Genomic DNA, 25,763 nt, shown 5'->3' on the forward strand with positions numbered 1-25,763 from the left:
CGTTGTTGGTTACGGCTGCCTGGCGAGGAACCAGTCTGAGCCGCGGATGGCCTTCATCGCCTCTCGGCGACGCTCCTTGGGAAGGGTCTGGACGTAGACCTGACCATCAAGGTGAGCGACCTCGTGCTGAAGCATCTGGGCGAAGACCTCGGTGCCGGAGATCTCCACGGGCGAGTTCTCCGCATCCACACCGCGCACACGAGCGAACTCGTAGCGCGGTGTGGGGAAGAACAGCCCGGGGACAGACAGGCAGCCTTCTTCGATGTCGCGCAGCTCCCCGCCGACCTCGACGACCTCGGGGTTGATGACATACCCCGTGCGGCCGTCGAGATCATATCCGAATGCCCGTACGCCGACGCCGATCTGCGGTGCCGCCACAGCGGCCCGGCCCTCCGGCAGAGATGTGTCCACGAGGTCTTGGGCCAATGCTCTGAGCCCTTCGTCGAAGACGGTGACCGGTGCGCACGGACTGCGCAGCACCGGATCACCCCAGAGACGGATGTCGCGTTCAGCCATCGATGACCACGACGAGGTCGCCGCCTTCGAGCTGCTGGACGTTGCCGATGGCGATACGTGAGACGGTGCCGCCCGTCTGAGTGGTGATGGAAGCCTCCATCTTCATCGCCTCGATCGTGGCAACCGTAGCGCCGGCCTCGACCGTGTCGCCCTCGGCAACCTGCAGGGTGACCACACCGGCGAACGGGCTGGCCACGTGACCGGAGTTCGTCGGATCGGCCTTCTCCGCGGTCTTGACGTCGCTTTCGACGGCACGATCGCGAACCTGCAGTGGACGCAGCTGGCCGTTGAGAGTGAACATCACCGAGCGCATGCCGCGTTCGTCGGTGCCGCTGATGGCCTGGACACCGATGAGGAGGTCCTTGCCCTTGGACAGTTCGACGGCGTGTTCCTCCCCCGCGGTCAGACCGTAGAGGTATTCCGAGGTCTCGACAACGGAGAGATCACCGTAGTTGGCCCGCATCTGCTGGAATTCCTTCGTCGGTCCAGGGAACAGAAGCGAATTGAGTTTCGCCTGCCGCTCGGTGCCGGGGGTCTCCAGCGCTGCCGCGTCCTCGGTTGCGAGGTCTTCGGAGACAGCATTGTGCCTGCGGCCTGCCAGAGCCTTTGTGCGGAACGGCTCAGGCCATCCGCCTGGAGGGTCGCCGAGGTCGCCGTTGAGGAATCCGATCACCGAGTCCGGGATGTCGAACTTGTCCGGGTTCTCGGCGAACTCCTGAGGATCGACACCGGCGCCCACGAGGTGGAGCGCGAGGTCACCGACGACCTTCGACGAGGGAGTGACCTTGACGAGGTGGCCGAGGATGGCATCGGCTGCGGCGTACATGCGCTCGATCTCTTCGAATCGCTCCCCCAGTCCCAGTGCCACAGCCTGCTGGCGCAGGTTGGACAGCTGTCCGCCCGGGATCTCATGTCGGTAGACACGTCCGGTCGGTCCGGCCAGACCGGACTCGAAGGGTGCGTAGACCTTGCGGACTGATTCCCAGTAGGGCTCGAGATCGCTGACAGCGTTGAGGCTGATCTGAGTGTCGCGTTCGGTGTTTTCAAACGCTGCCACCAGCGCGGACAGGCTCGGCTGGCTCGTGGTGCCGGCCATGGCCGCCGAGGCGGCGTCGACGGCGTCTGCTCCGGCTGCCGCGGCAGCGTAGAGAGTGGCCAGCTGACCGCCCGCGGTGTCGTGGGTGTGGACGTGGACCGGGAGATCGAAGTTCTCCCGCAGTGCTGTGACGAGTTTCGTCGCGGCGGCGGGGCGCAGGAGCCCGGCCATGTCCTTGATCGCGAGCACATGTGCTCCGGCACCGACGATCTGCTCAGCCAGCTTGAGGTAGTAGTCGAGCGTGTAGAGCTCTTCACGCGGATCGAGGATGTCGGAGGTGTAGCACAGGGCAACCTCGGCGACTGTGGTGTTCGTGGAACGAACCGCTTCGATGGCCGGGCGCATCTGCTCGACGTCGTTGAGGGCGTCGAAGATGCGGAAGATGTCGATGCCGGTGCGTGCCGCCTCATCGACGAAGGCGTCAGTGACCTGAGTCGGGTACGGGGTGTAGCCGACGGTGTTGCGACCGCGCAGGAGCATCTGGAGGTTGATGTTGGGCACTGCCGAGCGCAGAGCGGTCAGCCGTTCCCAGGGATCCTCACCGAGGAAACGCAGCGCCACATCGTAGGTGGCACCTCCCCAGGCTTCGATGCTCAGCAGCTCCGGCGTCATCCGGGCGACGTGTCCGGCGACGGCCAGCAGGTCACGGGAGCGGACCCGGGTGGCCAGCAGGGACTGGTGAGCGTCGCGGAACGTGGTGTCGGTGACAGCCAATGGTGTCTGATTGCGCAGCGACTGGGCGAAGCCGGAGGGACCGGCCTCGAGGAGACGGTCACGGCTGCCCGGTGCGGGATCCGCGCCGAGGTCGATCTCGGGCAGCTTCTCACCGGGGCGAATGCGCACGCTGGGTTCGCCGTGAGGACGGTTGACGGTGACGTCGGCCAGGTAGTCGAGGATCTTCGAACCACGGTCCGCGCTGACACGGGCGTCGAGCAGATGGGGCCGCTCTTCGATGAATGATGTTGCCAGGTCACCGGCGATGAACGAGTCATCTTCGAGCACCGCTCGCAGGAAGCCGATGTTCGACGATACGCCGCGGATCCTGAACTCGGCCAGGGCCCGTCGGGCACGTGAGATCGCCTGTTCGAAGTCGCGACCACGGCAGGTGAGCTTGACCAGCATCGAGTCGAAGTGGGCGCTGACGGCGGCACCGGCGTGGACGGTTCCTCCGTCGAGTCGGACACCTGCGCCGCCGGCAGAGCGGTAGGCGGTGATGGTTCCGGTGTCGGGACGGAAGGCATTTGCCGGATCCTCGGTGGTGATGCGGCACTGGAGGGCAGCACCCTTGATCCGCATGTCTTCCTGAGTCAGGCCGATCTCAGCCAGGGTCTCCCCCGACGCGACGCGCATCTGGGAGGCGACCAGGTCGACGTCCGTGATCTCCTCGGTGACCGTGTGCTCAACCTGGATGCGCGGGTTCATCTCGATGAAGACGTGCTGGCCCTTGCGGGGGCCGTCGGTTTCGAGGAGGAACTCAACGGTTCCGGCGTTCTGGTAGCCCAGCGCCTTGGCGAACTTGAGGGCGTCGGCGTGAAGCGCGTCAGCGATGGCCGGGTCCAGGTTCGGAGCCGGTGCAAGTTCGACGACCTTCTGGTGGCGACGCTGGACCGAGCAGTCGCGTTCGAAGAGGTGGATCGCATTCGAGTCATTGTCGGCAAGGACCTGGACCTCGATGTGGCGCGGCCGCTGCACGGCCTGCTCGATGAAGACCGTGGGATCTCCGAAGGCACCCTCGGCTTCGCGCATGGCGGCTTTGAGTGCGTCCTCCAGTTGCGAGGCTTCGCCGACGCGGCGCATTCCGCGTCCTCCGCCTCCGGCCACAGCCTTGACGAAGAGTGGGTACTCCATGGATTCCGCGTCGGCCAACAGCTGCGCGATGTCAGCAGAGGGACGGGTCGAATCGAGTACGGGAATCCCGGCATTGCGTGCGGCTGTCAGAGCCTGCACCTTGTTGCCGGCGAGTTCGAGTACATCGGCCTTGGGGCCGATGAAGGTGATTCCTGCCTCATGGCAGGCTCGTGCCAGGTCGGGATTCTCCGACAGGAAGCCGTAGCCGGGGTAGATGGCGTCGGCTCCGGATTCCTTCGCGACGCGCAGCATCTCTTCGACGCTGAGGTAGGCACGGACTGGATGGCCTTCTTGGCCGATCATGTAGGCCTCGTCGGCTTTCATGCGGTGTTCGGAGTTCCGATCCTCATAGGGGAAAACAGCGACAGTGGAGGCGCCGAGTTCGTACGCTGCTCTGAACGCGCGAACGGCAATCTCTCCACGATTTGCCACAAGAACTTTAGAGAACATCTGTGTCTCTCACTTCTGTATCGATCGCTCGTAGGCGATAGTCGACGGGCTGTCGAAGAACTACTCTACTCAGTGACCCAGGCCACTCGAATCAGGGGGTCCCATTTTTACTCGACTGCCACGCCCGGCGTGGTCGTGACGGCTCAGCCCAGCCGGATACGTTAACGTAGGAGGGTGCTTGTCCTAAGTATCAGCAGCCTCAAAGGCGGAGTCGGTAAGACGTCCGTGACACTCGGTCTTGCCTCGGCCGCATACAACCGGGGAATTCCGACCTTGGTCGTCGACATGGATCCGCAAGCGGATTCCTCGACCGGCCTTGATGTCCCGACGTCGACGCGCGTCGACATCGCCGATGTTCTCGCTGCTCCTAAGTCCCAGAAAATCCTGTCCGAGGCGATCATCCCCTCCGGGTGGGTGGGCGATAAGCTCGGACACCTCGACGTGATCTCCGGCTCCCCCAGGGCTGCGGAGTTCGATCGACCTTCGCTGTCTGAGAGGTACCTCCGGCGCCTCGAAGACGCACTGAGTCGGGTGGCCAAGGGCTATCGTCTCGTGCTCATCGACTGTCCGCCGAGTCTCAACGGGCTCACGCGCACCGCGTGGACGGCCAGCAGTCGGGTGGCCGTGGTGACTGAGCCCAGTCTGTTCTCGGTCGCCGCAGCCGATCGCGCACTGCGGGCCGCCGACGAGCTGCGCCAGCGTGGCACCTCGGATATCCAGCCGCTGGGTCTTGTCGTCAACCGGGTGCGTGCCGGGTCCAACGAGCATGACTATCGGATTTCAGAGATGCGGGAGATGTTCGGGCCACTGGTTCTCAATCCCCCACTGGCCGAACGCGCAGTGATGCAGCAGGCCCAGGGGTCGGCGCGTCCGATCCACTCCTGGCCTGGAAAGCCGGCAGAAGAGGTGGCGACGTCGTTCGACGCGCTGCTGGAGCGTGCCCTACGTTCGGAGAACATCCGCTCGCGCAAAACCCCGAAGCAGTAGGTCCGGTAAGTCCGAGATAGTGCAATCAGGTGCAGCTGACTGAGTTCAGCTGCACCTGATGCTTTTCCGGGACAGCGAGACCACAACCGCAGCGCCCAGATCCCAGTGCCGCGTGCAGATCCCACCGCAGCGCCCAGTTCGTACCGCGACGCCTGGACGATGCTGAGGCAGAGCGCCACTGCCGAACCTGTCATTGAATATGAGTGTGGCCCGTCCTTTCGGACGGGCCACACTCATCAATCCCCCCATGGTGTCCCTATCTGGGACTGCCCGGTATCCGGGCGAGCAACCTGTTCAGCCGAGTTTCTGAGCCCGTCGTTGGGCGAGCTCGTCCATCTCGACGATGGCTGAGTCATCTTCGGGAAGCCGTTCGCTGGGCAGTTCGGAGAGACTGCCTTCGACTTCGTTCCAGACACGACCGACGGCGATGCCGAAGACGCCCTGTCCGCCCTGCAGGAGGTCGACGACCTCATCGGGTGAAGTGCATTCGAAGACGCTGGCTCCATCAGACATCAGGGTGATCTGTGAGAGATCCCGAACTCCACGCGAACGCAGGTGGTCGACTGCCGTGCGGATCGACTGCAGCCCGACGCCGGTGTCGAGGAGTCGCTTGACGATCTTGAGGACGAGGATGTCACGGAAGCTGTAGAGCCGCTGGCTGCCTGATCCGGTTGCATTGCGAATCGACGGGGTCACCAGGTCGGTGCGTGCCCAGTAATCGAGTCGGCGGTAGCTGATGCCGACGACCTTGCACACAGTGGGACCACGGTAGCCGGCCTCTTCATCGAGGACAGGCAGATCGTCGTCGAACAACAGTCCCTGAGCGGCTGGCGGTATTGGCGTCGGCTCGACGCTTTCATGACTTGAGCGGTTCACACCGACTCCTCCTTATAGTCCCTGGGGGAAGCGAGGTCGCTTTGAAGGGCAGAGAACATTTCGATTCTAGCTCTCTTCTCAGCGAACCTACAGTGGGATTCAACATCTCCAAGCTATTCTTCCCGGCCTTCCAGGACAAACACCTCAAGGTAACAATTTTTGCGTGTCGCCGTTATCGCAGTATTCGAACACCCGAATGAGTGCCGTTCGGACAGCCCGAGACCCAGCAGACGTACCCGATCACTCGGATTCTGGCCGGGCCTTGTGGTTCTCGGCCTCGGCTGATTCCTGTGTCTGCTCATCGTCCGGTTTGGGCTCGTCTGCCTTCTTCGGTTTGGAGCTGGTGAGGAGCTTGGTCTTGACGGTCGAAGCGTATTTGTCGACGTATTCCTGCCCGGACAGCCGCATGATCTCGTACATGATCTCGTCGGTGACGGAGCGCAGGAGGAAGCGGTCGGTTGGGAGCCCCTCGTACTTGGAGAAGTCCATCGACGATCCGAAGACGATTCCGACGCGCCGGAACTTCGGGATCAGTCGGCCTGCGGGCTGGATCTTGTCGGTGCCGATGATCGCGACGGGAATCACCGGAGCACCCGACTCGAGAACCAGCCGGGCCACGCCGGTCCGGCCGCGGTAGAGCTTGCCATCCGGTGAGCGAGTTCCCTCAGGATAGATGCCCAGGGAGTTACCCTCGCGCAGCACCTTGAGTCCGGACTCGAGGGACGCCTGCGAACCGGATCCCCCGGCTCTGTCCATCGGCAGCTGGTTGTTGAGTTTGAAGAACCACCGTGTGACGGTGCCTTTGAGTCCGCGTCCGGTGAAGTAGTCCTTCTTCGCCAGGTAGACGACTGGCCTGGGGGCGAGCAGGGGGACGAAGATCGAATCCATGAAATGGTTGTGATTTCCCGCGATGATCGCAGGCCCATCGGACGGGAGGTTGTCCAGTCCGCGCACCCAGGGGCGGAAGAGGATCCGCAGAATGGGTCCGGCCACGACTCGCTTGAGAAACCAGTAGAACACGAGCACCTTCCCTGTCACGACTCTTTGTCGTTCTCGGACATCATATATCGACACCATCACCGCACATTCATGCCATGCTGATGCTATGGAGATCGACTACTCACCACAATCGGTGCCGACTGCACCTTACCGGCAGATCGCTCCGGACTCGGAGTCTGCCGTGCTGTTTCTCCACGGAATCACCGGTTCTCCGGCCGCGTGGTTTCCCATTGCCCGTGCCCTCAGCGATCACGGAGTCAGCGTCAGCGTGCCGTTGCTTCCCGGACACGGCACCCGTTGGCAGGATCTCAATGCCACGAAGTGGTCTGATTGGCTCGACGCTGCGAAGGCGGAGTTGTCGGCGCTGTCGCAGACTCACTCTCGGGTAGTGGTCGCTGGTTTGTCCATGGGTGGGGCCTTGGCCTTGGCATTGGGTGCCGACGATTCGCCTCCTACTGAACTCGTCCTCATCAATCCGGCCCTGTACATCGACTCCCCGCTGACTCCACTTCTTCCGGTCCTCAAACATTTCGTCGCCTCGGTGCCGGCGATCGGCGGAGACATCGCACATCCGGATCGCTGCGAATATGCCTACGACCGGACGCCTGTCGCTGCCATCGCATCATTCGCCTCGGCGCAGTCGAAGCTTCGCAACGACCTATGGCGGGTCGAATGCCCGGTCACGCTCTTCATCTCCGGCAGTGACGGCGTCGTCGGCCCACTCACCCTCAGGACCCTGCGCTCACGTCTGCCCACGGCTCCTGCGATCCGTGCCCTGCGTCGGTCACGTCACGTAGCCACCTTGGACAACGACGCGGACACCATCGCCGAGGTGATCCTTGAGAAGGTGACATCCGCCGGTGGCGCAACGGCTGGTACCCCGGGAGACCGGGAATAGAGAAGTCGACAGGATTGCTGATAGAGAACATGGACGACGAGAAGAACGAGGACTGGCGTAACGAGGTTCCAGAATCGGAGCAGCTCGGCGATTCCTCACGCATCAGTGACAGTCACTGGGAAGATCTCGTCAACCAGATTGCCGAACCCAGCGCGATGATGGGCGATATGCCTGCCGACGAGGTCAGGGAACGACTCGAAGAGGATGAAGGGTGGGAACCCGGCCCTGCCGCGCCGATCGGTTGGCGCACAGCCTCACCGACTCTGATGCTCTCCGTCGTCGCCACGTTCGGTGCCGTGCTGCTGTTGCTCCTCGGCGTGATCTTCTTCCGACCTCTGCCCGGGTGGTTTCTGTTGGTCGGCATCGCCGTCGGTCTCGGCGGGGCAGTCGGGCTCTTCTTCCATCTCCCCACGAACCGTTCGTCCGACGGGGACAACGGTGCCTCGGTCTGATCACGGCTTCGCACCTCGGGTCTCCCCCGGTGTCAGTGGTGGGTGAAATACTGGGGCGCATGTCTGCCCCATTCGACCGAACTCCGACAGCAATCGAATCCTCCCAGCTGTCCTTCGATGCCCTTGGCACACCGCTCCATGAGGTCACTTTCGTCATCGTGGACTTAGAGACGACAGGCACGACCGCAGGAAAGTCGGAGATCACTGAGATCGGTGCGGTGAAGACGCGCGGCGGTGAGGTCCTCGGCGAGTTTCAGTCTCTGGTCAAGCCCGAAGAATCGGTGATCAGTCCCTTCGTGGCACGGTTGACCGGCATCACACACGCCATGGTCGACGATGCACCGTCCATTCGTTCGGTCCTCCCCAGCTTTCTGGAATTCTGCGTCGGCGCGGTACTGGTCGCCCACAATGCCCCCTTCGATATCGGATTCATCCGCTCGGCCTGTGAAAAGCTCGACTACCACTGGCCCCAGCCGACAGTCCTCGACACCGTCACTCTGTCTCGGCGAGTGGTGAGTCGAGACGAGGTGCGCAATCACAAACTGTCGACCCTCGCCGCTCATTTCGGAACCGAGGTCTCACCCGACCACCGTGCGCTGTCCGATGCCAAGGCCACGGGAGAGGTGCTGCACCGGGTCCTCGAACGGTTCGGAGGCTACGGCATCACAACGCTCGAAGAGTTGGCCACGGTACGCCAGGCAGGGTGGGCGAAACGCCAGGCCAAGTCGCACCTGGCTAAGGGAGTTCCGGCTGAGCCGGGTGTCTACATGTTCCTCGATGGAACTCGCCGTGTCCTCTACATCGGGAAGTCCGGGAACATGGCCCGGCGCGTCCGAGGCTACTTCAATGCCTCGGAGAACCGAGGCCGAATGGCTGAGATGATCACTGCTGCCCAAGAAGTCAGCTGCCTGCCGTGCGCGCATGCCCTCGAAGCCGAAGTCAGAGAGATCCGCCTGATCGGCGAACTCGCCCCGCCGTACAACCGTCGCTCGAAGAACCCTGAACGCAATTCCTGGATCGTTCTCAGCGATGAGGAATATCCACGTCTGTCAGTGGTCCGGGCGAACACGGCATTGGAGAAGTCACCCGCAACTCCGCTCGGCCCGTTCCGATCACGCAAGACAGCACAAGCGGTGAAGGAACTTCTCGATACCCTCTACCCGGTCAAACGATGCACAGCGAAGATCACTGCCTCCAACCTCGCCTCTCACCGTCCGTGTGTGAGCTCCCAAGTCGGTCAGTGCGGAGGACCCTGTGCCGGGGTGCTGGACAGGCAGGCCTACCTGGATGACATCGCCGCACTGTTCGAGGTCATGGCCGGAGACTTCACTTCTCTGCGCAGTCTGTGCACTCAGCGAATGTCGCGGCTGGCTGACGAAGCGAGGTACGAGACCGCCGCTGAGGTGCGCGACGCTATGCGCTCGGCGCTCTCGTGTGCGGCTCGGGCCGAATCGGTTCAGGCGCTGCGGGCTGTCCCTGAGATCCTTGCGCACGCCCCGGGACCCGAGGGTGGGATCGATCTCGCCGTGATCCGTCACGGAAAATTGGCCGCAGCCTCGCACGTCCGTGGCTCGCAGGCGATTGACGAGTCATTCGCCGCCATCGCAGCGACCGCAGAATGGGTGCCTGCTCCAGGTCGTCTTCCAGCCGACACCGATTCTCTCCCAGAGGAGACCCGGCTGCTGTCCCAGTGGCTGCAGTCAGCCACGCTGACATCAGCGCAGGGGGCGTGGTCGCTCCCCCGCGCTGGTGCCAACTACCATGCGCAGGAGTCAGGGACGGTTCGTCTCAGCGACCCTGTGTGAGACCTCGATCAGCTGATCGAGCTTCTGTGCACCGAGGCCGGCGTCAACGGTCTTTTCCGCAATGACGAGTTTTGCCGCCATCCGCTCGGTCAAGCTCCCCACCGAGGACTCATCGGCCGCGACCAGTGCCGCTGCGGTATTGATCAGCACGATGTCTCGCACCGCTGATTTCTCACCGTTGAGCACCGATCGGGTGATCTCGGCATTCTCATCGGGGCCACCGCCACGCAGATCATTCTTCGTCACACGATCGAAGCCCAGATCCAGAGCATCGAAGGTCATGTGCTCGACCTCGCCATGGCGGACTTCCCACACATCGTTGACGTCGGTGTTGCTCAGTTCGTCCAGTCCGTCTCGGGACCGGAACACAATCGCCTGATGCCCCCGCTTGGCCAAGGTGCCCACGACTAGAGGAGCCATCTGCGCGTCAGCCACGCCGATCGCGGTGTGACGGGCACGAGCCGGGTTCGTCAGTGGGCCGAGGATATTGAACGCAGTCGGCACACTGATCTGCCGACGCACAGCCGACACGAACTGCATGGAGGGGTGGAAGACGTTGGCGAAGCAGAATGCCAGGCCGACTTCCTTTGCGATGATCCCGGTCTGTTCCGGCGTGATGTCGAAGCGAACGCCAAGGGCTTCGAGAACATCTGCGGAGCCGGAGGCTGAGGACGTCGCACGGTTGCCGTGCTTGACGACGCGCTGCCCCGAGGCAGAGATGATCATCGCCGCGGTCGAGGATATGTTGGCAGTCTTCGCGCGATCTCCACCGGTGCCGACGATGTCAACGGAATCTTCGAGGCCCGGCAACGGCACGGCGTGATCCATCATGGCCGAGACCAAACCCGCAATCTCCGATACGGTCTCGCCCTTCGTATGGTGTGCCACGAGGAATGCGGCCATTGTCACATCGGGTGTCTGCCCGGACATGATCTGGTCCATTGCCCACGCCGCAGCGGACTCATCAAGGTCCTGCTGGTGCATGAGGTTCATCAGGAGATCGGGCCAATTGTAGGTGGCGCCCTCAGATGTGGTTCGGGTCCCGGAATCCTGTGTTTCCGGGGGTGTCGTACGCGGTGTCTCCGTCATCCGAATGAACTCTCCTTAAGGTGCTGCCACCACCTCTGACTACGAGATGGAACTTACCTGCGGCATCCTATCCTGTCTTCGACACGCGGGGGCCAGGTGATCCGAATACGAGATTCCGGCACCAAATCAACGTTTTCGCTACACCGTGTAGAAAAATATTCACCGAAAGCTGGGTAAAAGATGAAAACTTACCCCGAGACGAGTAATAATGGGGTTGTGTCAACTGCCACTGCATCTCAAACAGCGCCAGCACATCCGGTTGTCAATCGTCCGAATGTGACCACGGTGGGCTTCATCGTGTTCCTCGCGAGCGACCTGATGTTCTTTGCCGCGCTCTTCGCCATGTACTTCACCATTCGATCCGTTGTGCCGGAATTATGGGAGACCCAGACTGAGGTTCTCGACATCCCATATGCGCTCGGCAACACGCTGATCCTGGTGTCGTCTTCATTCACCTGCCAGCTGGGCGTCTTCGCAGCGGAGAAGTTCCGGCCTCGCCGGACGGGTTCTCTGTTCAACGTCGCCAAATGGGGAATGGTTGAGTGGTTCTACCTCACCTTCCTGCTGGGCGCGGTCTTCGTCTCCGGCCAGGTCATGGAATACGCCACCCTGGTCAGCGAAGGCATCGCCATCAACAGCGATGGCTATGGTTCCGTCTTCTACCTGACCACTGGGTTCCACGGTATTCACGTGACCATCGGACTCATCTGCTTCCTGCTTGTGATCGGACGAGCATACGGAGCCAAGAAGTTCGGTCACCATGACGCCACATTCGCGATTTGCGTGTCCTACTACTGGCACTTCGTCGACGTTGTCTGGGTTGGTCTCTTCGGAGTCATCTACCTCCTTCAATAGTCGGCTCGAGATGCTCGGCCATTCGGACTCACAACATTTAAAGCAAAGGACGATCACGTGAAGCTTTTAGCAGATCGCCGCAGGCACCCAATGGCACTGGTTGTGCTGCTCTTGGTGGCACTGCTGCTGACTGGCGGAGCCTACGCACTCTTCACTCAGACTTCGAGCGCCCAGGCGGAGACCGCCAGCGCCTCGGACGTCGAGGAAGGCAAAAAGCTCTTCGCAGCGAACTGTGCAACATGCCACGGTCTCAGCGGCGAGGGTTCGAAGGCCGGACCGGGTCTCATCGGCGTCGGCGCAGCTGCCGTCGACTTCCAGGTCGGAACCGGTCGTATGCCGCTGCAGGCCAATGGGCCGCAGGCACGTACCAAGGAACCTCAGTTCGATGAGGAGCAGACCGCTCAGCTCGCGGCCTACGTTGCTTCGCTGGGCCCCGGCCCTGCCGTTCCTGAGGAAGAGAACCTCGACGCATCCAAGGGTGACCCCGCAGCCGGCGGTGGCCTCTTCCGCACCAACTGCGCCATGTGCCACAACGTGGTCGGCGCCGGCGGTGCGCTCACCCGCGGCAAGTACGCTCCGAACCTGTCGGACGTCTCCGAGAAGCACCTTTACGAGGCAATGCAGACCGGTCCGCAGAACATGCCAATCTTCAACGACGCAAACCTGACTCCTGATGACAAGCGCGACGTGATCGCCTATGTCAAAGAGGTCTCGGAAACCCCATCGCCCGGTGGCTTCAAGCTGGGATCGCTGGGACCCGTGGCAGAAGGACTCTTCATCTGGTTCTTCGGGCTCAGCGCGGTCATCGGACTGACAGTATGGCTGTCATCCAGGGCAAAGTGAGTCAGTCAATGTCGTTCAGTAACCACCACGAGAAAAGACGGGGAATTCAATGACCTCGAAAGACCACTTCGGCGGCGGCAGCCAGCTCGAGGAGTTGAATGGGTTCACGAACCCGGGGCTGCCGGAACATAAGCCGCGAGTCGCTGATCGCGATCCGAAGGCCGCGAAGGTAGCTGAGCGCCAGGTGGCGGCTTGGTTCGTCCTGTCGATGGTCGGAACCATCTGGTTCATTGTCGCTTATTTCCTGTTCACACCGGGTGAGACGATGCAGAGCATCCGTCTTCACAACACCTCCATCGGCCTTGGTGCGGCAGTAGCCATGTTCTCCATCGGCGCCGGTGCAGTGCTGTGGGCCAAGAACCTCATGAGCGATCACGAGGGAATCGATGAGCGTCACGACATCGGCGGCAGCGAAGAGGATCAGGCAGTTGCCCTTGAGATTCTGCATCAGGCGAAGGAAGAGTCAGGCATCGCCCGTCGTCCGCTTCTGCGCAACACGCTGATCGCGGCGCTGGCCATCGCTCCCCTGCCCGCAGTCCTCGTCTTCCGCGACCTTGGCCCACTGCCCGGAGACAAGATGTTCAACACCCTCTGGGGCAAGGGCATTCGCCTGATCCAGGATCCGGGCGGCATTCCATCGGTGGAATCGGAACGCCCCATCAAGGCAGACGACGTCACCATCGGTTCGGCTTACCACGTGTTGCCATCCGGCATCGGCGATGAAGAGAACGCCGAACACCCGTTGGAGGAGAAGGCAAAAGCCGCCGTTCTGCTCATGCGCATCGATCCCAAGGAACTCAGAGAAGATCCGGATCGCAAGGATTGGTCACACGACGGCATCGTCGCATATTCCAAGATCTGCACCCACGTCGGTTGCCCCGTCGCACTGTATGAGCACCAGACACACCACCTGCTCTGCCCGTGCCACCAGTCGACCTTCGATGTGACCGAACACTGCAAGGTCATCTTCGGCCCGGCCAAGCGTCCACTGCCGCAGCTGCCCATCTCGGTCGACAGCGAAGGATATCTGGTCGCACAGTCGGACTTCCCTGAGCCCGTCGGACCTACGTTCTGGGAGATCAATCACCCATGAGTACTACACAACCCACAACAACCATCGGGAAGGCCGCGAACTTCGCCGAAACTCGAGTCGGGGCTTCAGTCCTCGTCCGCGAGTTCGGACGCAAGATCTTTCCTTCCCACTGGTCGTTCATGCTCGGTGAGGTCGCTCTCTACAGCTTCGTCATCGTTATCCTCTCCGGAACGTTCCTGACCTTCTTCTTCACCCCTGCAATGGGTGAGATGCACTATGAAGGTCCCTGGGCGCCGCTGCGTGGCGTCGAGATCTCAGAGGCGTACAACTCGACCCTGGCGATCTCATTCGAGATCCGCGGTGGCCTGTTCATCCGTCAGATGCACCACTGGGGTGCCCTGCTGTTCGTCGCTGCGCTGAGCATCCACATGCTGCGCGTGTTCTTCACCGGCGCGTTCCGTCGCCCTCGTGAGCTCAACTGGATCGTCGGTGTGCTCCTGGTCATCATGGGTATGGCGGCCGGCTTCACCGGTTACTCGCTGCCCGATGATCTGCTCTCAGGAAACGGTCTGCGAATCATCGACGGCATCGTGAAATCGCTGCCACTGGTCGGAACATATCTTTCGTTCTTCATCTTCGGCGGCGAGTTCCCAGGCACTGACATCGTGGCCAGGCTCTATTCGTTGCACATCATGATCGTTCCTGCGCTGCTGATCGCTCTGATCGGCATCCACCTGGTGTTCGTCGTCGTGCACAAGCACACGCAGTACCCAGGTGCAGGCAACACAGAGAAGAACGTCGTCGGCGAGCCGGTTCTGCCGACATTCGCAGCCAAGGGTGGAGGATTCTTCTTCCTCATCTTCGGCCTGGTGGCACTCATCTCAGCCCTCTTCACGATCAACCCGATCTGGAATTACGGCCCGTACGACCCGTCGCCGGTGTCTGCAGGCACGCAGCCTGACTGGTACATCGGTTGGGCAGACGGCTTCCTGCGCATCGTTCCCGGTTGGCTCGAGTTCTACATTGCCGGCTGGCCGATCTCACTGAATATCAACAGTGCGGTGGTTGTCATGGGCGGCGTCTTCGGTGCGATGTTCATCTATCCGTTCTTCGAGTCCTGGTTGCTCAAGGACAAGCGTGAACACCACATCCTCGATCGTCCTCGCAACAACCCCACGCGTACTGCCATCGGTGTTGCAGGCATCATCTTCTATTGCAACATGTGGGCCGCTGCCTCGGGTGACATCATTGCGGTGTTCTTCCAGATGTCGCTCAACGACATGATCTACATCTTCCGCATAGTGTTCTTCGTCGGTCCGATCATCGGCTACATGATCACGAAGCGAATGTGCATCGGTCTGCAGCGCAAGGATCGTGAGATCGCGCTGCACGGTCGGGAGACAGCGAACATCATCCGTCTCCCCCATGGCGAGTTCCTTGAGCGTCACGAAGCGCTGCCACCACATAAACTGTGGAAGCTGACAGCGTTCGAGTCGCCGTCGTACACGCCGGCAGAGCCGAATGCGGAAGGCAAGATCACCGGACTTGAGAAGTTCCGTGCGAAGCTCTCCAGGTTCTTCTTCGAAGACCGTGTCGCGCCAGTGACCAAGCAGGAGCTCGAAGCATCGCATCACGATCATGATTCGGTGGAGTCGAACACTCACAAGAAGATCGGCTACTGATCGACCTGGAGTTCAGCTCTCGCGAACTTGATAAGCCAGCGCTATGACGGAAGGGCCCAACATCTATTGTTGGGCCCTTCCGTCATGTTGTTTCAGTGCACAGTTGACTGTTCGAGCTGATCGGACTGACCCCGTCGGCCTTGCGAGTGTCTGTCGAACCCCGGTCACGAATTTCCTGCCTTCGCCGTGGTGGTCAAGTATTGGTACCTGAGAGTGGTGCGATTCGCAGATCTCACTTCTCGATCTCAACCGTGCTGGTGTCATCCGCTCCTGCCAGGTGCGGTCTTCTATGGCTGTCAGCCCACACTCCCCTGGTTTGGATTGGAAGAATGAAATCGCGGCGGCGTGGAGTCGGGTCTGTTTCCGGGATTTGATGAATTGGGCAGGTACGACGGCGACGGCAACGAGGGTCACGGTCACGACGATGGCGGGTTCAATCCTCTGCCAATCGGCTGTCCCTGGGCGAATATGACCTGTCCGTGGGGTGACCGTAGAGTGCTTATGCGCAACGTTGCCGCGTACTGACGAGTGCAGGCCAACGATTCCGCCGGCAGACCATCCATCACCGTCGCCAGACAGACGCTGAAGATCCTCTGGATCGCCGCGATGAGTTCGGCTGTTCCAAGATGCGCTGTCGATTGAGGTGAACAGCCACTGCCCCAACCAGCATGAGCGCGCCAGGTATCAGCCATGGTTTCTTACCGGGACCTTGAGGTCATGACGGTACGAAGTATCGCTGGGCGCGTGGGGACCTCCTCGCGAATGGCATTCCGCTTTTGCGCGTCCGAGGAACTCCCCCATCATATCTGAGCGACAAAGACAGTTTCAGGCGCTGGCAACTGATGAAAGCGAACAGGTGGACCCAACCGGGGACTCCCGGCAGTTGGCATAGCGGCCAGACCTGCTCCGAACAGACACACTCCAGGAGCTACAAGTGATCAAGGCGTTGAAGTTGGTCACAGGTCCAGCACGGACACTTCAGAGCCCTGCAAGCGCTCCTGATCGCCGAAGATGCAGCATGCTGGCAGGATCCGCCTGGTAACGCTCCGCTTCGCCGCTGAAGGGCACGCCGACTTGGCCTCGGTCCGCCGGAACTGTTCGATGGAAGCACACGTGAGCTCGGTCGACCATGTCCCGGCAGAGGGCGGGGGTCGAAGGCGGACGGCTAAGAGCAACGAGTCAGACCACAAGGAGCTCACCGAGGCCGCGGAAGTATTCGGTGGCTCGACTTGAGCACAGGCTTGCCATGTCGTTCGTTGAATAGGTTGATGGCCCGGACTCAAACGAGTCCGGGCCATCAACGTGATTTTCAATCAGTGTTCGCTCAGCAGCGAATCAGTGGGCGTGATCCCCACGATCGTGCTCGAACGACAGTCCGACGAGAGCGACGAGGCCGAGCACAGCACCGAATGGGAAGATCCACCAACCCATAGCGATACCGTAGAAAGCCACTGCCGCAGCACCGGCGCAAACGATCGGCCACCAGCTCCAAGGGCTGAAGAAGCCGTAGTCGGCGTCGGCGTCTGAGATCTCAGCGTGCTCGTTGTCCGAGGGCTGACGACCGACACGACGATCGGTCAACCACAGGTACACACCGATCATCAGAGACATCGCACCGACGAGGAGCAGTGCCGGGAAACCGACGAGCTCAGTGAAGTCGGTGTAGAGGCCATAGGCAACTCCGACGGCCGCGAAGAAGATCGCGCACAACACGAAGACATAGATCGAGGATTTCACTTGACGTTACCTCCTGTGAGTTGCGGTTCAGCAGTGCCGTGTCCGGCGTATTCGAGCAGCTCCGGATGGTTCACATCGAATGCCGGACGCTCCGAACGGATGCGTGGCAGCGAAGTGAAGTTGTGGCGTGGAGGTGGGCAGGAAGTTGCCCACTCCAGCGAACCGCCGTAGCCCCAAGGATCGTCGACGGTGACCTTCGGCGCATTGCGCGAGGTGATCCATACGTTCCAGAAGAACGGAACCATGGACAGGCCGAGGACCATTGCGCCGACCGTGGACACCTGGTTCATCCACGTGAAGCCATCCTGCGGCAGGTAGTCCGCGTAACGACGAGGCATTCCGTCGACGCCGAGCCAGTGCTGGACGAGGAAGGTGGCGTGGAAGCCGATGAACAGCATCCAGAAGTGGATGTGGCCGAGCTTCTCGTTGAGCATCTTGCCGGTCCACTTCGGCCACCAGAAGTAGAATCCGGCGAACATCGCGAACACGACGGTGCCGAAGATCACGTAGTGGAAGTGAGCAACGACGAAGTAGGAGTCCGACACCTGCTGGTCAAGCGCGGGACTGGCCAAAATGACGCCGGTGAGACCACCGAAGAGGAACGTGACGAGGAACCCGATGGACCAGACCATCGGAGTCTCGAAGGTGATCGACCCTCGCCACATCGTGCCCACCCAGTTGAAGAACTTCACACCTGTCGGAATCGCGATGAGCATCGTCATGAAAGCGAAGAACGGCAGTGCCACGACGCCTGTGACATACATGTGGTGTGCCCACACGGTCACCGACAGGGCGGCAATCGAAATCGTCGCGAAGACCAGTTCCTTGTAGCCGAAGACAGGCTTGCGGCTGAAGACAGGGAAGATCTCGGTGACGATGCCGAAGAACGGCAACGCGATCACGTAGACCTCCGGGTGCCCGAAGAACCAGAATAAGTGCTGCCAGAGAATCGGTCCCCCGTTGCCGGGGCTGAAGACATGGGATCCCAATACGCGGTCAGCTCCCAAGACAAGCAGAGCGGCGGCGAGAGGCTGGAAGGCCATGAGGACGAGGATGCCGGTGATCAGGGTGTTCCAGGTGAAGATCGGCATACGGAACATGGTCATACCCGGGGCACGCATCGTGATGATGGTGGTGATGAAGTTGACCGATCCGAGGATCGTTCCGATTCCCTGCAGAGCCAAGCCGAGAACCCAGAGGTTTCCGCCGGCTCCCGGTGTGAACGTCGTATTGCTCAGAGGCGCGTACGCGGTCCATCCGAACGAGGCTGCACCCTGAGGGGTGAGGAAGCCGGAGACGGCGATCAGAGAGCCGAAGAGGTACATCCAGAATGCGAAGGCATTCAGACGAGGGAACGCCACGTCGGGTGCGCCGATCTGCAGCGGCATGATCACATTGGCGAAGCCGGAGAACAGCGGTGTCGCGAACATCAGCAGCATCAGCGTGCCGTGCATCGTGAACAGCTGGTTGTACTGCTCCTTGGTCTCAATGATCTGCATACCCGGATCGAAGAGCTCGAGGCGGATGATGAGCGCCATGACGCCGCCGACGCAGAAGAAGAGGAACGACGCGATCAGGTACATGTACCCGATCGTCTTATGGTCGGTCGACGTGATCCAGTCGACGATGATCTTTCCCTTGCTCCGAGGAACAACGGGGGCGTCAATGGCCGCCTGATTCATCGTTGCGGTCATTTTTCAGCACCTTCTTTCGGGTACCAGTTGCGATCGTACTCAGGACCGAGCTGGCCCTTGTTGCCTTCGTCGGCGAGTGACTTGGTGTAGTCCTCAAACTCGGCCTTGGAGACGACCTTCACATTGAAGAGCATTTCCGAGTGGTATTCACCGCACAACTCTGCGCACTTGCCCACGTACTCGCCTTCTTTCTCGGCGCGCAGATGCAGACTCTGGTCGTGACCAGGAATCATGTCGCGCTTCTCGAGGAAAGCGGGAACCCAGAACGAGTGGATGACGTCGCGTGAACGCAGCTTGATCTCGAGGTCGGTGTCGACCGGGAGGTAGAGGGTTGGTGCCTCCTCCCCCGGCTTCTCAGAGCCGTCGAGTGGGACCTGCGTACCCGCGAAGTACACGTCTTGATTGACGTAGTTGAAGTCCCATGCCCATTGTTTGGCAGCGACTTCGATGACCTGCTCACCTGGAGTGGTGTCGTCAGTTGTCTTCTCCATGACCTGAACGCTCTGGAAGAAGAATCCCAGGACCAGGATGACTGGAGTGACCGTGAACAGGATTTCGATCGGCATACTGTAGCGCAGCTGCACAGGCAGTCCGCGATCGTTCTTGCGGCGGCGGTAGGCGACCATCGACCACAGAATGAGTCCCCACACGATCAGCCCCACGATCAGCAGGGCGATCCATGCACCGTTCCACAGGGAGGTGTAGGCCTCGGTGTGGTTGGTGGCGCCCTTCGATTCGGCGGGGAAGAATCCTGTGGAGACCTGCTCTTTCGTGCAGCCGGACAGCAACGCCAGTACAGCGACGGCGCCCAGAGTGCCGAGCCGCTTCGCCCAGGACCTTCCCGGTCCTGCCTGATTCGGAGAATCCACGTGCAGCCTTTCACAACCTTATTCGCCTCGGGGTGCCCCAAAGACGAATTCTTACTATGTCAGTTACCAGAGTACCGCTACAAGCGGTAGAAATTCACATGCAAATGATCATTTGTTGAGAATAACCTGACAACGATCCCCGCGGAGAGCGGAATCTAGCCGAGTGGAGTACTCGAGACCGCTGATCTCCGACACGCCGAGACTGGCCAGGTGTGAGGTCTGCCACTGTGTATCGATGAGCCATCTGTGGTGGTCATCGTCATTATCAATCGAGGTGGGAGCGCTCGAGACAGCGTTCTTCGCCCCGGGCTCCGAGGGATGATTGTCAAGGGTTTCGTCGAAGAGAGAGACCAGGTGGACGAGTGCGGCTTTGGAAGCATCGCGCCGTGTATGGAACATCGATTCTCCGGCGAAGAACGACCCCATGGCGACGCCGTAGAGACCCCCGACGAGGATGCCTTCGGATCTGATCTCCACCGAATGGGCCCACCCGTCTTTGTGGAGACCCAGGTAGAGGCTGATGATGTCTTCGGTGATCCAACTGCCGGGCCTGCTGGGGTCAGCACAAGCCCGGATGACGTGTTCGAAGCCTGTGTTGACGCTGCATTCGAAATGGCGCATCGATTTGCGCAGGCTCTTGCTGACTTTGAGATCTCCGGGGAGGAGGACCCCGCGACGCCGCGGACCCCACCAGCCCATGCGACCGGTGCCGCCACTGCCGATTCCCATCGGGAACAGTCCGGCCCGATACGAAGAGAGGACCTGGGCCTGCGTTGCCGTGTATGACACGGCGCGCAGATCTTCCAGGTCCATCTCAGTGACTTTCAGGTCTGTTTCAGCGGTTCGGCATCAGTGGAACGAGTCACCGCATGCGCAGGATCCCCCGGCATTCGGATTGTCGATCGTGAATCCCTGCTTCTCAATGGTGTCGGCGAAATCGATGGTCGAACCGCCGAGGTAGGGCACGCTCATCCGATCAACGATGACCTCGACGCCGTCGAAGTCACGGACAGCGTCACCGTCGAGCTGGCGCTCGTCGAAGTAGAGCTGGTAGATCAGGCCGGAGCAGCCGCCGGGCTGAACGGCCACACGCAGACGAAGGTCATCGCGACCTTCCTGCTGCAACAGGCTGCGCACCTTCTCGGCTGCCGTGCTCGACAGTTCGACCTCGTGCGTGGCCATCGCTTCGTTCGTCACAGTCATGGTTACTCCTTATTTCGATCCTGCCTGTCTCCAGGCTACACCGCGGACAACGTAATAGTCAGCGAACCTATTCCCCAACAACCCTCATCCGTGTGCCAATTTCTGAAGAAGGAGTGCCTCTGCGACGATGGCCGCCTTGAAATCGGGCAGATACAGCGACTCATTGGCGCTGTGTGCCCTGGCGTCCGGGTCCTCGACTCCGGTGACCAAGATAGATGCCTGAGGGAACACGTCGAGGAGATCGGCGATGAACGGGATCGAGCCGCCGATGCCCATGGTCACAGAATCCTGCCCCCAGGCCTCGGTGAGCGCCTGCTGTGCGGTCTGCACCACAGGATCACTCATATCGGCTTGCCACGGGCTGCCGCCCTCCGTGTCTCCGATGGTCAGTTCGGCACCGAAGGGAAGATTCTCACGCAGGTGCCTCTCGACTGCTTCGACGGCATTGTCCGGAGTGTCACCGGGTGCCAGTCGAATCGACAACTTCGCCCGCAGGCTCGACTGGAGAGTATTCGACGACACATCGACGTCAGGGATGTCGAGACCGATGACGGTGATCGACGGCTGCGTCCAGAGACGCGAAGCCAATGATCCTGTGCCGATGAGCGCAGTCGAGTCGAGGACACCGGAGTCGTCCCGGATCGTCGACTCCTCGTAGTCGATCTCGCTCTGGGCCTGCGACTTCAGCCCGCTGACGGCAACCGAGCCGTTCTCATCATGGAGGCTGCTCAACACGCGAGTCATCGCCAGCATCGCATCGGGGACGATGCCTCCGTACATGCCCGAATGCACGGCGTGATCAAGCGTGGAGATCTCAAATTCGACCGCGCACATTCCGCGCAGACTCGTCGTCAGGGCCGGTGTGCCCGCCGCCCAGTTGCCGGAATCTGCCACGACGATGACATCTGCGGCGAGTTTGTCCTGGTAGGTCTCGAGGAAGTTGCGGAAGCTGGGGCTGCCGGCCTCTTCCTCACCTTCGATGAAGAGAGTCACACCTACGCCGAGGCGGTCCGACAGGAGACGAAGTGCAGTGAGGTGGACCATGATGCCGGCCTTGTCATCCGCGGCGCCACGGCCATAGAGCCGGTCCCCCGTTCTGGTGGCTGTGAAGGGGTCGGTAGTCCAGGCCTCAGACTTGCCTGGAGGCTGAACGTCGTGGTGGGCGTAGAGCAGCACAGTCGGGGCTCCAGCAGGTGCCGGGACCGAGGCGACCACAGCCGGATAGCCCTCGGTTCCGTCTTCCTGAGCTGCTGTCAGGATTTCGACGTCGAGCCCGAGGTCGCGGGCGAGGCTGGCGACTGCTTCGGCGCTGGCTCGTACGTGTGCGGGATCGAAGCTCGGCCACGCGACCGAGGGGATCGCCACAAGATCAGTCAGTTTGTCGATGACCTCGTCGAAAATAGTGTCGAGTTCGGCATGCAATTGGGCACTGTCAAGTGCTGAAGTCGATTCGCTCATTCTCCAAAGGTAGTATTCATTAGGTGTTCGGAAGCAAAAAAACTCATGAGGATGCGCAATCCTCCGACAATCGACCGGTGAACAATGACGGTTCACGCCCTGATGCTGCCCCGCAGCGTGAGGCTGAGCAGAAGAAAGGACGGCCGACGCCTAAGCGCAGCCAACAGGAATCGGTGCGTAAGCAGCCACTGGTGTCGAAGGATCGCAAGGTGGCGAACCAGCGGGCCAAGGAGCAGACGCGCAAGGACCGTGACCGTGCCCGCATCGGCATGATGAACGGCGAAGAGCAGTACCTGACTCGCCGTGACAAGGGGCCTCAGCGTCGTTACGTCCGCGACTACATCGACGCCCGATTCTCGATCGGAGAGCTGTTCATCCCTGCCGCTATTCTGATCCTGGTTGTGGCGTTCACCCAGCCCGTGGCCATTCAGCAGTACTTCACCTACGCGGTCTGGGGCCTGTTGGCGCTGGTCATCCTCGACGGTGTCATCGTCAACTACATCCTCAAGGGCCGGCTGCGCGCCAAGTTCGGAACCGTCGAACGAGGCCTGGCGTTCTACGCGATCATGCGCAGCGTCCAGATTCGGCCGCTGCGCATGCCCAAGCCACAGGTCAAGCGCCGCCAGTACCCCGAGTGAGCAGAGTTCTCGACCTTGCTCCACGGATGATCCGTCCTGGCCAGAACGGACCGGAATAGATCATCTCCGAATAGGATTGAACCAGATCAGCGCCCGCCGCAAGCCGGGCGCTGATGTCGTTGGCATCGACGATTCCCCCGACCGAGATGATGCTGAGGCGCTCACCCACGGTGGCTTTGACCAAGCGCAGAACCTCCATCGACCGAGGGGCCAATGGTCGGCCCGAGATGCCTCCGGCCTGACTGCGGGCGAAGTCAGCCTCCCGACCGGTGAGCACGTCCCGATCAATCGTGGTGTTGGTGGTGATGAGGCCGTCGACTCCTGCGCGCATGGCCAGTTCACAGATATCGATGACGTCTTCGTCGCTGAGGTCGGGGGCGATCTTCACCAACAGGGGCACATGACCGAGCGTGGAGCGCGGAGCTGGGACCACCTCGGCGGCGGCAGAGCGCACGGCGTCGATGATGGGTTCCAGGCTAGACACGGACTGCAGGTCACGCAGCCCCGGAGTGTTGGGTGAACTGACATTGATGACGAGGTAGTCAGCCAGAGGTGCACAGAACCGCGCTGAACTCGCATAGTCCTCGACCGCATCGGCGGCGTCGACGACCTTGGTCTTGCCGATGTTGATCCCGATGAGCGGTCGCTGTCTCGCGGGTAGGGAGGCAATGGACTTCCGTTGCCCCTCGATGTTGAATGCGGCCTGCCGGGCGCCCTGATTGTTGAAGCCCATCCGATTGAGCAGCGCAATATTGTTGCGCAGTCGAAACAGTCGAGGCTTGTCGTTGCCGGGCTGAGAATGAGCGGTGATGGTGCCGACCTCGATGTGGCCGAAGCCCAGCGCCGAGAGCGCGCGAATCCCCTCACCGTTCTTGTCGAAGCCGGCAGCAAGCCCGAGGCGGTTGGGGAACCGCAGACCCAGGACATTCACCTCGTCTCGAGTGCCGCGGGCTAGGACCAGACGCAGCAGACGGCCCAGACCGGGGACGGAGTCGAGGATTTTCAGCGCTGTGAACGACACATGATGTGCACGTTCGGCATCCATAGGGGCGAAGAAGAGTTTGAAGATAAGTGAGTACACACCCACCAGAATATGCCAGGCGGTGACCCGAACGTCAGACGGGATAGTTGGCTGACATCAGGAATTCACGCAGATCCCTGCTCAGAACGGTCGCCGTTTATCCATCCCCCGCGAAATGGCATTAGGATCGATTCAACGTTCAAAGACAATGAAAGGGAATATATGCCCAGTGCATCCACGCCCACCGGCTACTCTTCGACCACCCTCGTGAAAGCCACCGCTTCCGTTCTGGTGCTGGGAGTCGCCGACGACAAGGTTCTCGGGCTCGAGACCGCAAAGTCCGCACGAACAGCCTTGGAAGACGTGGCTCGGGCCATCGAATTCTCCGGCAAGGCCGGATCCACGGCCCGCGTCGCCGCTCCCAAAGGGTTCTCCGCCACAAGCATCCTCTTAGTCGGACTCGGTGACTTCGACGCCACAGCACGCGGCACTGACGCCGCAGCAAAGTCACACGAGGTGCTGCGTCGCGCCGCAGGCAATGCCCTGCGCGCCGTCGACGGTGTGGATTCGATCGCCGTGGGCCTTCCGGCACTGAGCGCCGAAGCCATCGAAGCTGTCACCGTCGGTGCCGCACTCGGTGCCTACCGGTTCATCGACTACCGCAGCGAGGACTCAGACAAGGTGCCCGGCACCGTGACCATCCTCGGGCCCAAGAGCAAGGAGCACTCGGCCGCGCACGCCACCGGCGCGATCATCGCCGCAGCGACGAACCGGGCCCGAGACCTCGTCAACACCCCTCCCCTCGATCTCTACCCCGAATCCTTCGCCCAGCGCGTCAAGGACCAGGGCAAGGAACGCAAGCTCAAGGTGAGCGTCCTCGGCGAGAAGGAACTCCAGGCCGGTGGATACGGTGGAATCACCGGTGTCGGCCAAGGTTCAACTCGCGGCCCGCGCCTGGTCAAGGTCGAGTACTCCCCCAAAGGCGCCGAACGCCACGTGAGCTTCGTCGGCAAGGGCATCACCTTCGACTCCGGCGGCATCTCCCTCAAGCCCGCAGCGAGCATGGAGGACATGAAATCCGACATGGCCGGCGCCGCAGCCGTCGTCCAGGCCCTGTTCGCCATCGCAGACCTGGGACTGCCCGTCCGTGCGACTGCCTGGCTGCCCCTGGCCGAGAACATGCCGGGATCATCGGCCACTCGACCCAGCGACGTGCTGCATATGCGCAGCGGCAAGACGGTCGAAGTCACCAATACCGATGCCGAGGGCCGATTGGTTCTCGCCGACGCATTGGCAGACGCCGACGCAGAGAATCCCGATCTGCTCATCGATGTGGCCACACTGACGGGAGCACAGGTCGTGGCCTTGGGCAATCGGACATCAGGCGTCATGGGTGCTGAGGCTGCACGCAGTCTCGTGACCGCCTCGGCGACGGAAGCCGGCGAAGAGATGTGGGCAATGCCGATCCCCGAAGAGATGCTCTCCGGTTTCGACTCCAACGCAGCCGACCTGAAGAACTCCGGACCGCGCCCCGGCGGTATGCTCGCCGCCGCCGCATTCCTCCAAGAATTCGTCAGCGAGGACGCTAACTGGGCCCACATCGACATCGCCGGACCGAGCTTCAACACCGGGTCCGCGTTCGGCTACACCCCAGTCGCCGCCACCGGCGCGGCAGTTCGGACCCTCATCCAAGCAGCGAAGCAGGTGAACTGAC

General features: G+C 61.4%; 22 protein-coding genes. 10 read left to right on the forward strand and 12 right to left on the reverse strand.

Features of this window, described 5'->3' with window-relative positions:
- Positions 1-9: 9 nt before the first annotated feature.
- Together BAUR9175_RS10440 and BAUR9175_RS10445 are read right to left on the reverse strand one after the other, a co-directional pair.
- Positions 10-516 (reverse strand): peptide deformylase, encoded by a 507-nt coding sequence (locus BAUR9175_RS10440; RefSeq protein ID WP_009884630.1) that lies wholly within the window; start codon positions 514-516, stop codon positions 10-12.
- Complete coding sequence (locus tag BAUR9175_RS10445; RefSeq protein ID WP_009884631.1) at positions 509-3,910, reverse strand: pyruvate carboxylase; 3,402 nt, start codon at positions 3,908-3,910, stop codon at positions 509-511. The genes BAUR9175_RS10440 and BAUR9175_RS10445 overlap by 8 nt, the downstream gene beginning before the upstream one ends.
- A 174-nt stretch (positions 3,911-4,084) precedes the next feature.
- Between BAUR9175_RS10445 and BAUR9175_RS10450 the strand changes: the two genes are divergently transcribed.
- Positions 4,085-4,897, forward strand: coding sequence for a ParA family protein (locus BAUR9175_RS10450; protein ID WP_029417561.1), 813 nt, complete (start codon positions 4,085-4,087; stop codon positions 4,895-4,897).
- A 294-nt stretch (positions 4,898-5,191) separates the two neighbouring features.
- Here BAUR9175_RS10450 and BAUR9175_RS10455 read toward each other — a convergent pair whose 3' ends face one another.
- Together BAUR9175_RS10455 and BAUR9175_RS10460 are read right to left on the reverse strand one after the other, a co-directional pair.
- On the reverse strand, positions 5,192-5,773 hold the full coding sequence (locus BAUR9175_RS10455) for a MerR family transcriptional regulator (RefSeq protein ID WP_009884633.1): 582 nt from the start codon (positions 5,771-5,773) through the stop codon (positions 5,192-5,194).
- A 240-nt stretch (positions 5,774-6,013) separates the two neighbouring features.
- Entirely contained in the window at positions 6,014-6,811 is a 798-nt protein-coding gene (locus tag BAUR9175_RS10460; RefSeq protein ID WP_009884634.1) for a lysophospholipid acyltransferase family protein, read from the reverse strand.
- Positions 6,812-6,878: 67 nt separating this feature from the next.
- On the opposite strand from BAUR9175_RS10460, the gene BAUR9175_RS10465 reads away from it, so the two are divergent.
- Genes BAUR9175_RS10465 through BAUR9175_RS10475 form a run of 3 tightly spaced genes read left to right on the forward strand, consistent with a single transcriptional unit; the run spans position 6,879 to position 9,927 of the window.
- On the forward strand, positions 6,879-7,670 hold the full coding sequence (locus BAUR9175_RS10465; protein WP_009884635.1) for an alpha/beta hydrolase: 792 nt from the start codon (positions 6,879-6,881) through the stop codon (positions 7,668-7,670).
- 29 nt (positions 7,671-7,699) lie between these two features.
- A complete protein-coding gene (locus BAUR9175_RS10470; RefSeq protein ID WP_009884636.1) occupies positions 7,700-8,122 on the forward strand; it encodes a hypothetical protein in 423 nt (140 codons plus the stop codon).
- Between the two features lie 59 nt (positions 8,123-8,181).
- A complete protein-coding gene (locus tag BAUR9175_RS10475) occupies positions 8,182-9,927 on the forward strand; it encodes a DEDD exonuclease domain-containing protein (protein WP_009884637.1) in 1,746 nt (581 codons plus the stop codon).
- Here the strand turns inward: BAUR9175_RS10475 and trpD are convergent.
- Positions 9,895-11,016: an anthranilate phosphoribosyltransferase gene (trpD, locus tag BAUR9175_RS10480; protein ID WP_069600148.1), complete on the reverse strand. Its 1,122-nt coding sequence runs from the start codon at positions 11,014-11,016 to the stop codon at positions 9,895-9,897. The two genes, BAUR9175_RS10475 and trpD, sit on opposite strands and share 33 nt — an antisense overlap.
- 180 nt (positions 11,017-11,196) lie before the next feature.
- Between trpD and ctaE the strand changes: the two genes are divergently transcribed.
- The 4 genes from ctaE to qcrB are packed head-to-tail and all read left to right on the forward strand — an operon-like array spanning position 11,197 to position 15,429.
- On the forward strand, positions 11,197-11,871 hold the full coding sequence (ctaE, locus tag BAUR9175_RS10485; RefSeq protein WP_439951946.1) for an aa3-type cytochrome oxidase subunit III: 675 nt from the start codon (positions 11,197-11,199) through the stop codon (positions 11,869-11,871).
- A gap of 57 nt (positions 11,872-11,928) precedes the next feature.
- Positions 11,929-12,714 (forward strand): cytochrome bc1 complex diheme cytochrome c subunit, encoded by a 786-nt coding sequence (qcrC, locus tag BAUR9175_RS10490; protein WP_029417563.1) that lies wholly within the window; start codon positions 11,929-11,931, stop codon positions 12,712-12,714.
- A 49-nt stretch (positions 12,715-12,763) separates the two neighbouring features.
- Entirely contained in the window at positions 12,764-13,807 is a 1,044-nt protein-coding gene (gene qcrA / locus BAUR9175_RS10495) for a cytochrome bc1 complex Rieske iron-sulfur subunit (protein WP_009884641.1), read from the forward strand.
- Positions 13,804-15,429, forward strand: coding sequence for a cytochrome bc1 complex cytochrome b subunit (gene qcrB, locus BAUR9175_RS10500; RefSeq protein ID WP_069600146.1), 1,626 nt, complete (start codon positions 13,804-13,806; stop codon positions 15,427-15,429). The genes qcrA and qcrB overlap by 4 nt, the downstream gene beginning before the upstream one ends.
- 1,335 nt (positions 15,430-16,764) lie before the next feature.
- Here the strand turns inward: qcrB and BAUR9175_RS10510 are convergent.
- From BAUR9175_RS10510 to BAUR9175_RS10535, 6 genes are all read right to left on the reverse strand, one after another.
- Positions 16,765-17,166 (reverse strand): cytochrome c oxidase subunit 4, encoded by a 402-nt coding sequence (locus BAUR9175_RS10510; protein WP_101583691.1) that lies wholly within the window; start codon positions 17,164-17,166, stop codon positions 16,765-16,767.
- Positions 17,163-18,860, reverse strand: coding sequence for an aa3-type cytochrome oxidase subunit I (gene ctaD / locus BAUR9175_RS10515; RefSeq protein WP_069600143.1), 1,698 nt, complete (start codon positions 18,858-18,860; stop codon positions 17,163-17,165). Before ctaD ends, BAUR9175_RS10510 begins: the two co-directional genes overlap by 4 nt.
- The gene (gene ctaC / locus BAUR9175_RS10520) at positions 18,857-19,729 is read right to left on the reverse strand and encodes an aa3-type cytochrome oxidase subunit II (protein ID WP_009884648.1); all 873 of its coding nucleotides are present in this window, start codon (positions 19,727-19,729) and stop codon (positions 18,857-18,859) included. The genes ctaD and ctaC overlap by 4 nt, the downstream gene beginning before the upstream one ends.
- Positions 19,730-19,837: 108 nt before the next feature.
- Entirely contained in the window at positions 19,838-20,542 is a 705-nt protein-coding gene (locus tag BAUR9175_RS10525) for a leucyl/phenylalanyl-tRNA--protein transferase (protein ID WP_009884649.1), read from the reverse strand.
- 36 nt (positions 20,543-20,578) lie between these two features.
- A complete protein-coding gene (locus BAUR9175_RS10530) occupies positions 20,579-20,932 on the reverse strand; it encodes a HesB/IscA family protein (RefSeq protein WP_009884650.1) in 354 nt (117 codons plus the stop codon).
- Between the two features lie 84 nt (positions 20,933-21,016).
- A complete protein-coding gene (locus BAUR9175_RS10535) occupies positions 21,017-22,390 on the reverse strand; it encodes a dipeptidase (RefSeq protein ID WP_009884651.1) in 1,374 nt (457 codons plus the stop codon).
- 77 nt (positions 22,391-22,467) lie between these two features.
- Between BAUR9175_RS10535 and BAUR9175_RS10540 the strand changes: the two genes are divergently transcribed.
- Positions 22,468-23,028, forward strand: coding sequence for a DUF3043 domain-containing protein (locus tag BAUR9175_RS10540; protein ID WP_236850376.1), 561 nt, complete (start codon positions 22,468-22,470; stop codon positions 23,026-23,028).
- Here the strand turns inward: BAUR9175_RS10540 and BAUR9175_RS10545 are convergent.
- Positions 23,003-24,109: a quinone-dependent dihydroorotate dehydrogenase gene (locus BAUR9175_RS10545; protein WP_009884653.1), complete on the reverse strand. Its 1,107-nt coding sequence runs from the start codon at positions 24,107-24,109 to the stop codon at positions 23,003-23,005. The genes BAUR9175_RS10540 and BAUR9175_RS10545 overlap by 26 nt on opposite strands.
- Before the next feature lie 162 nt (positions 24,110-24,271).
- Between BAUR9175_RS10545 and BAUR9175_RS10550 the strand changes: the two genes are divergently transcribed.
- Positions 24,272-25,762: a leucyl aminopeptidase gene (locus BAUR9175_RS10550; protein ID WP_069600142.1), complete on the forward strand. Its 1,491-nt coding sequence runs from the start codon at positions 24,272-24,274 to the stop codon at positions 25,760-25,762.
- The last annotated feature ends 1 nt before the right edge of the window (position 25,763 follow it).

Source organism: Brevibacterium aurantiacum (genome assembly GCF_900169065.1).
GTDB lineage: Bacteria > Actinomycetota > Actinomycetes > Actinomycetales > Brevibacteriaceae > Brevibacterium > Brevibacterium aurantiacum.

Coding starts and splice junctions, on each gene's coding strand:
- BAUR9175_RS10440 (WP_009884630.1), bottom strand. CDS start 516: ATGGCTGAACGCGACATCCGTCTCTGGGGTGATCCGGTGCTGCGCAGT.
- BAUR9175_RS10445 (WP_009884631.1), bottom strand. CDS start 3,910: ATGTTCTCTAAAGTTCTTGTGGCAAATCGTGGAGAGATTGCCGTTCGC.
- BAUR9175_RS10465 (WP_009884635.1), top strand. CDS start 6,879: ATGGAGATCGACTACTCACCACAATCGGTGCCGACTGCACCTTACCGG.
- BAUR9175_RS10470 (WP_009884636.1), top strand. CDS start 7,700: ATGGACGACGAGAAGAACGAGGACTGGCGTAACGAGGTTCCAGAATCG.
- BAUR9175_RS10475 (WP_009884637.1), top strand. CDS start 8,182: ATGTCTGCCCCATTCGACCGAACTCCGACAGCAATCGAATCCTCCCAG.
- trpD (WP_069600148.1), bottom strand. CDS start 11,016: ATGACGGAGACACCGCGTACGACACCCCCGGAAACACAGGATTCCGGG.
- ctaE (WP_439951946.1), top strand. CDS start 11,197: ATGAAAACTTACCCCGAGACGAGTAATAATGGGGTTGTGTCAACTGCC.
- qcrA (WP_009884641.1), top strand. CDS start 12,764: ATGACCTCGAAAGACCACTTCGGCGGCGGCAGCCAGCTCGAGGAGTTG.
- qcrB (WP_069600146.1), top strand. CDS start 13,804: ATGAGTACTACACAACCCACAACAACCATCGGGAAGGCCGCGAACTTC.
- ctaD (WP_069600143.1), bottom strand. CDS start 18,860: ATGACCGCAACGATGAATCAGGCGGCCATTGACGCCCCCGTTGTTCCT.
- BAUR9175_RS10525 (WP_009884649.1), bottom strand. CDS start 20,542: ATGGACCTGGAAGATCTGCGCGCCGTGTCATACACGGCAACGCAGGCC.
- BAUR9175_RS10530 (WP_009884650.1), bottom strand. CDS start 20,932: ATGACTGTGACGAACGAAGCGATGGCCACGCACGAGGTCGAACTGTCG.
- BAUR9175_RS10535 (WP_009884651.1), bottom strand. CDS start 22,390: ATGAGCGAATCGACTTCAGCACTTGACAGTGCCCAATTGCATGCCGAA.
- BAUR9175_RS10550 (WP_069600142.1), top strand. CDS start 24,272: ATGCCCAGTGCATCCACGCCCACCGGCTACTCTTCGACCACCCTCGTG.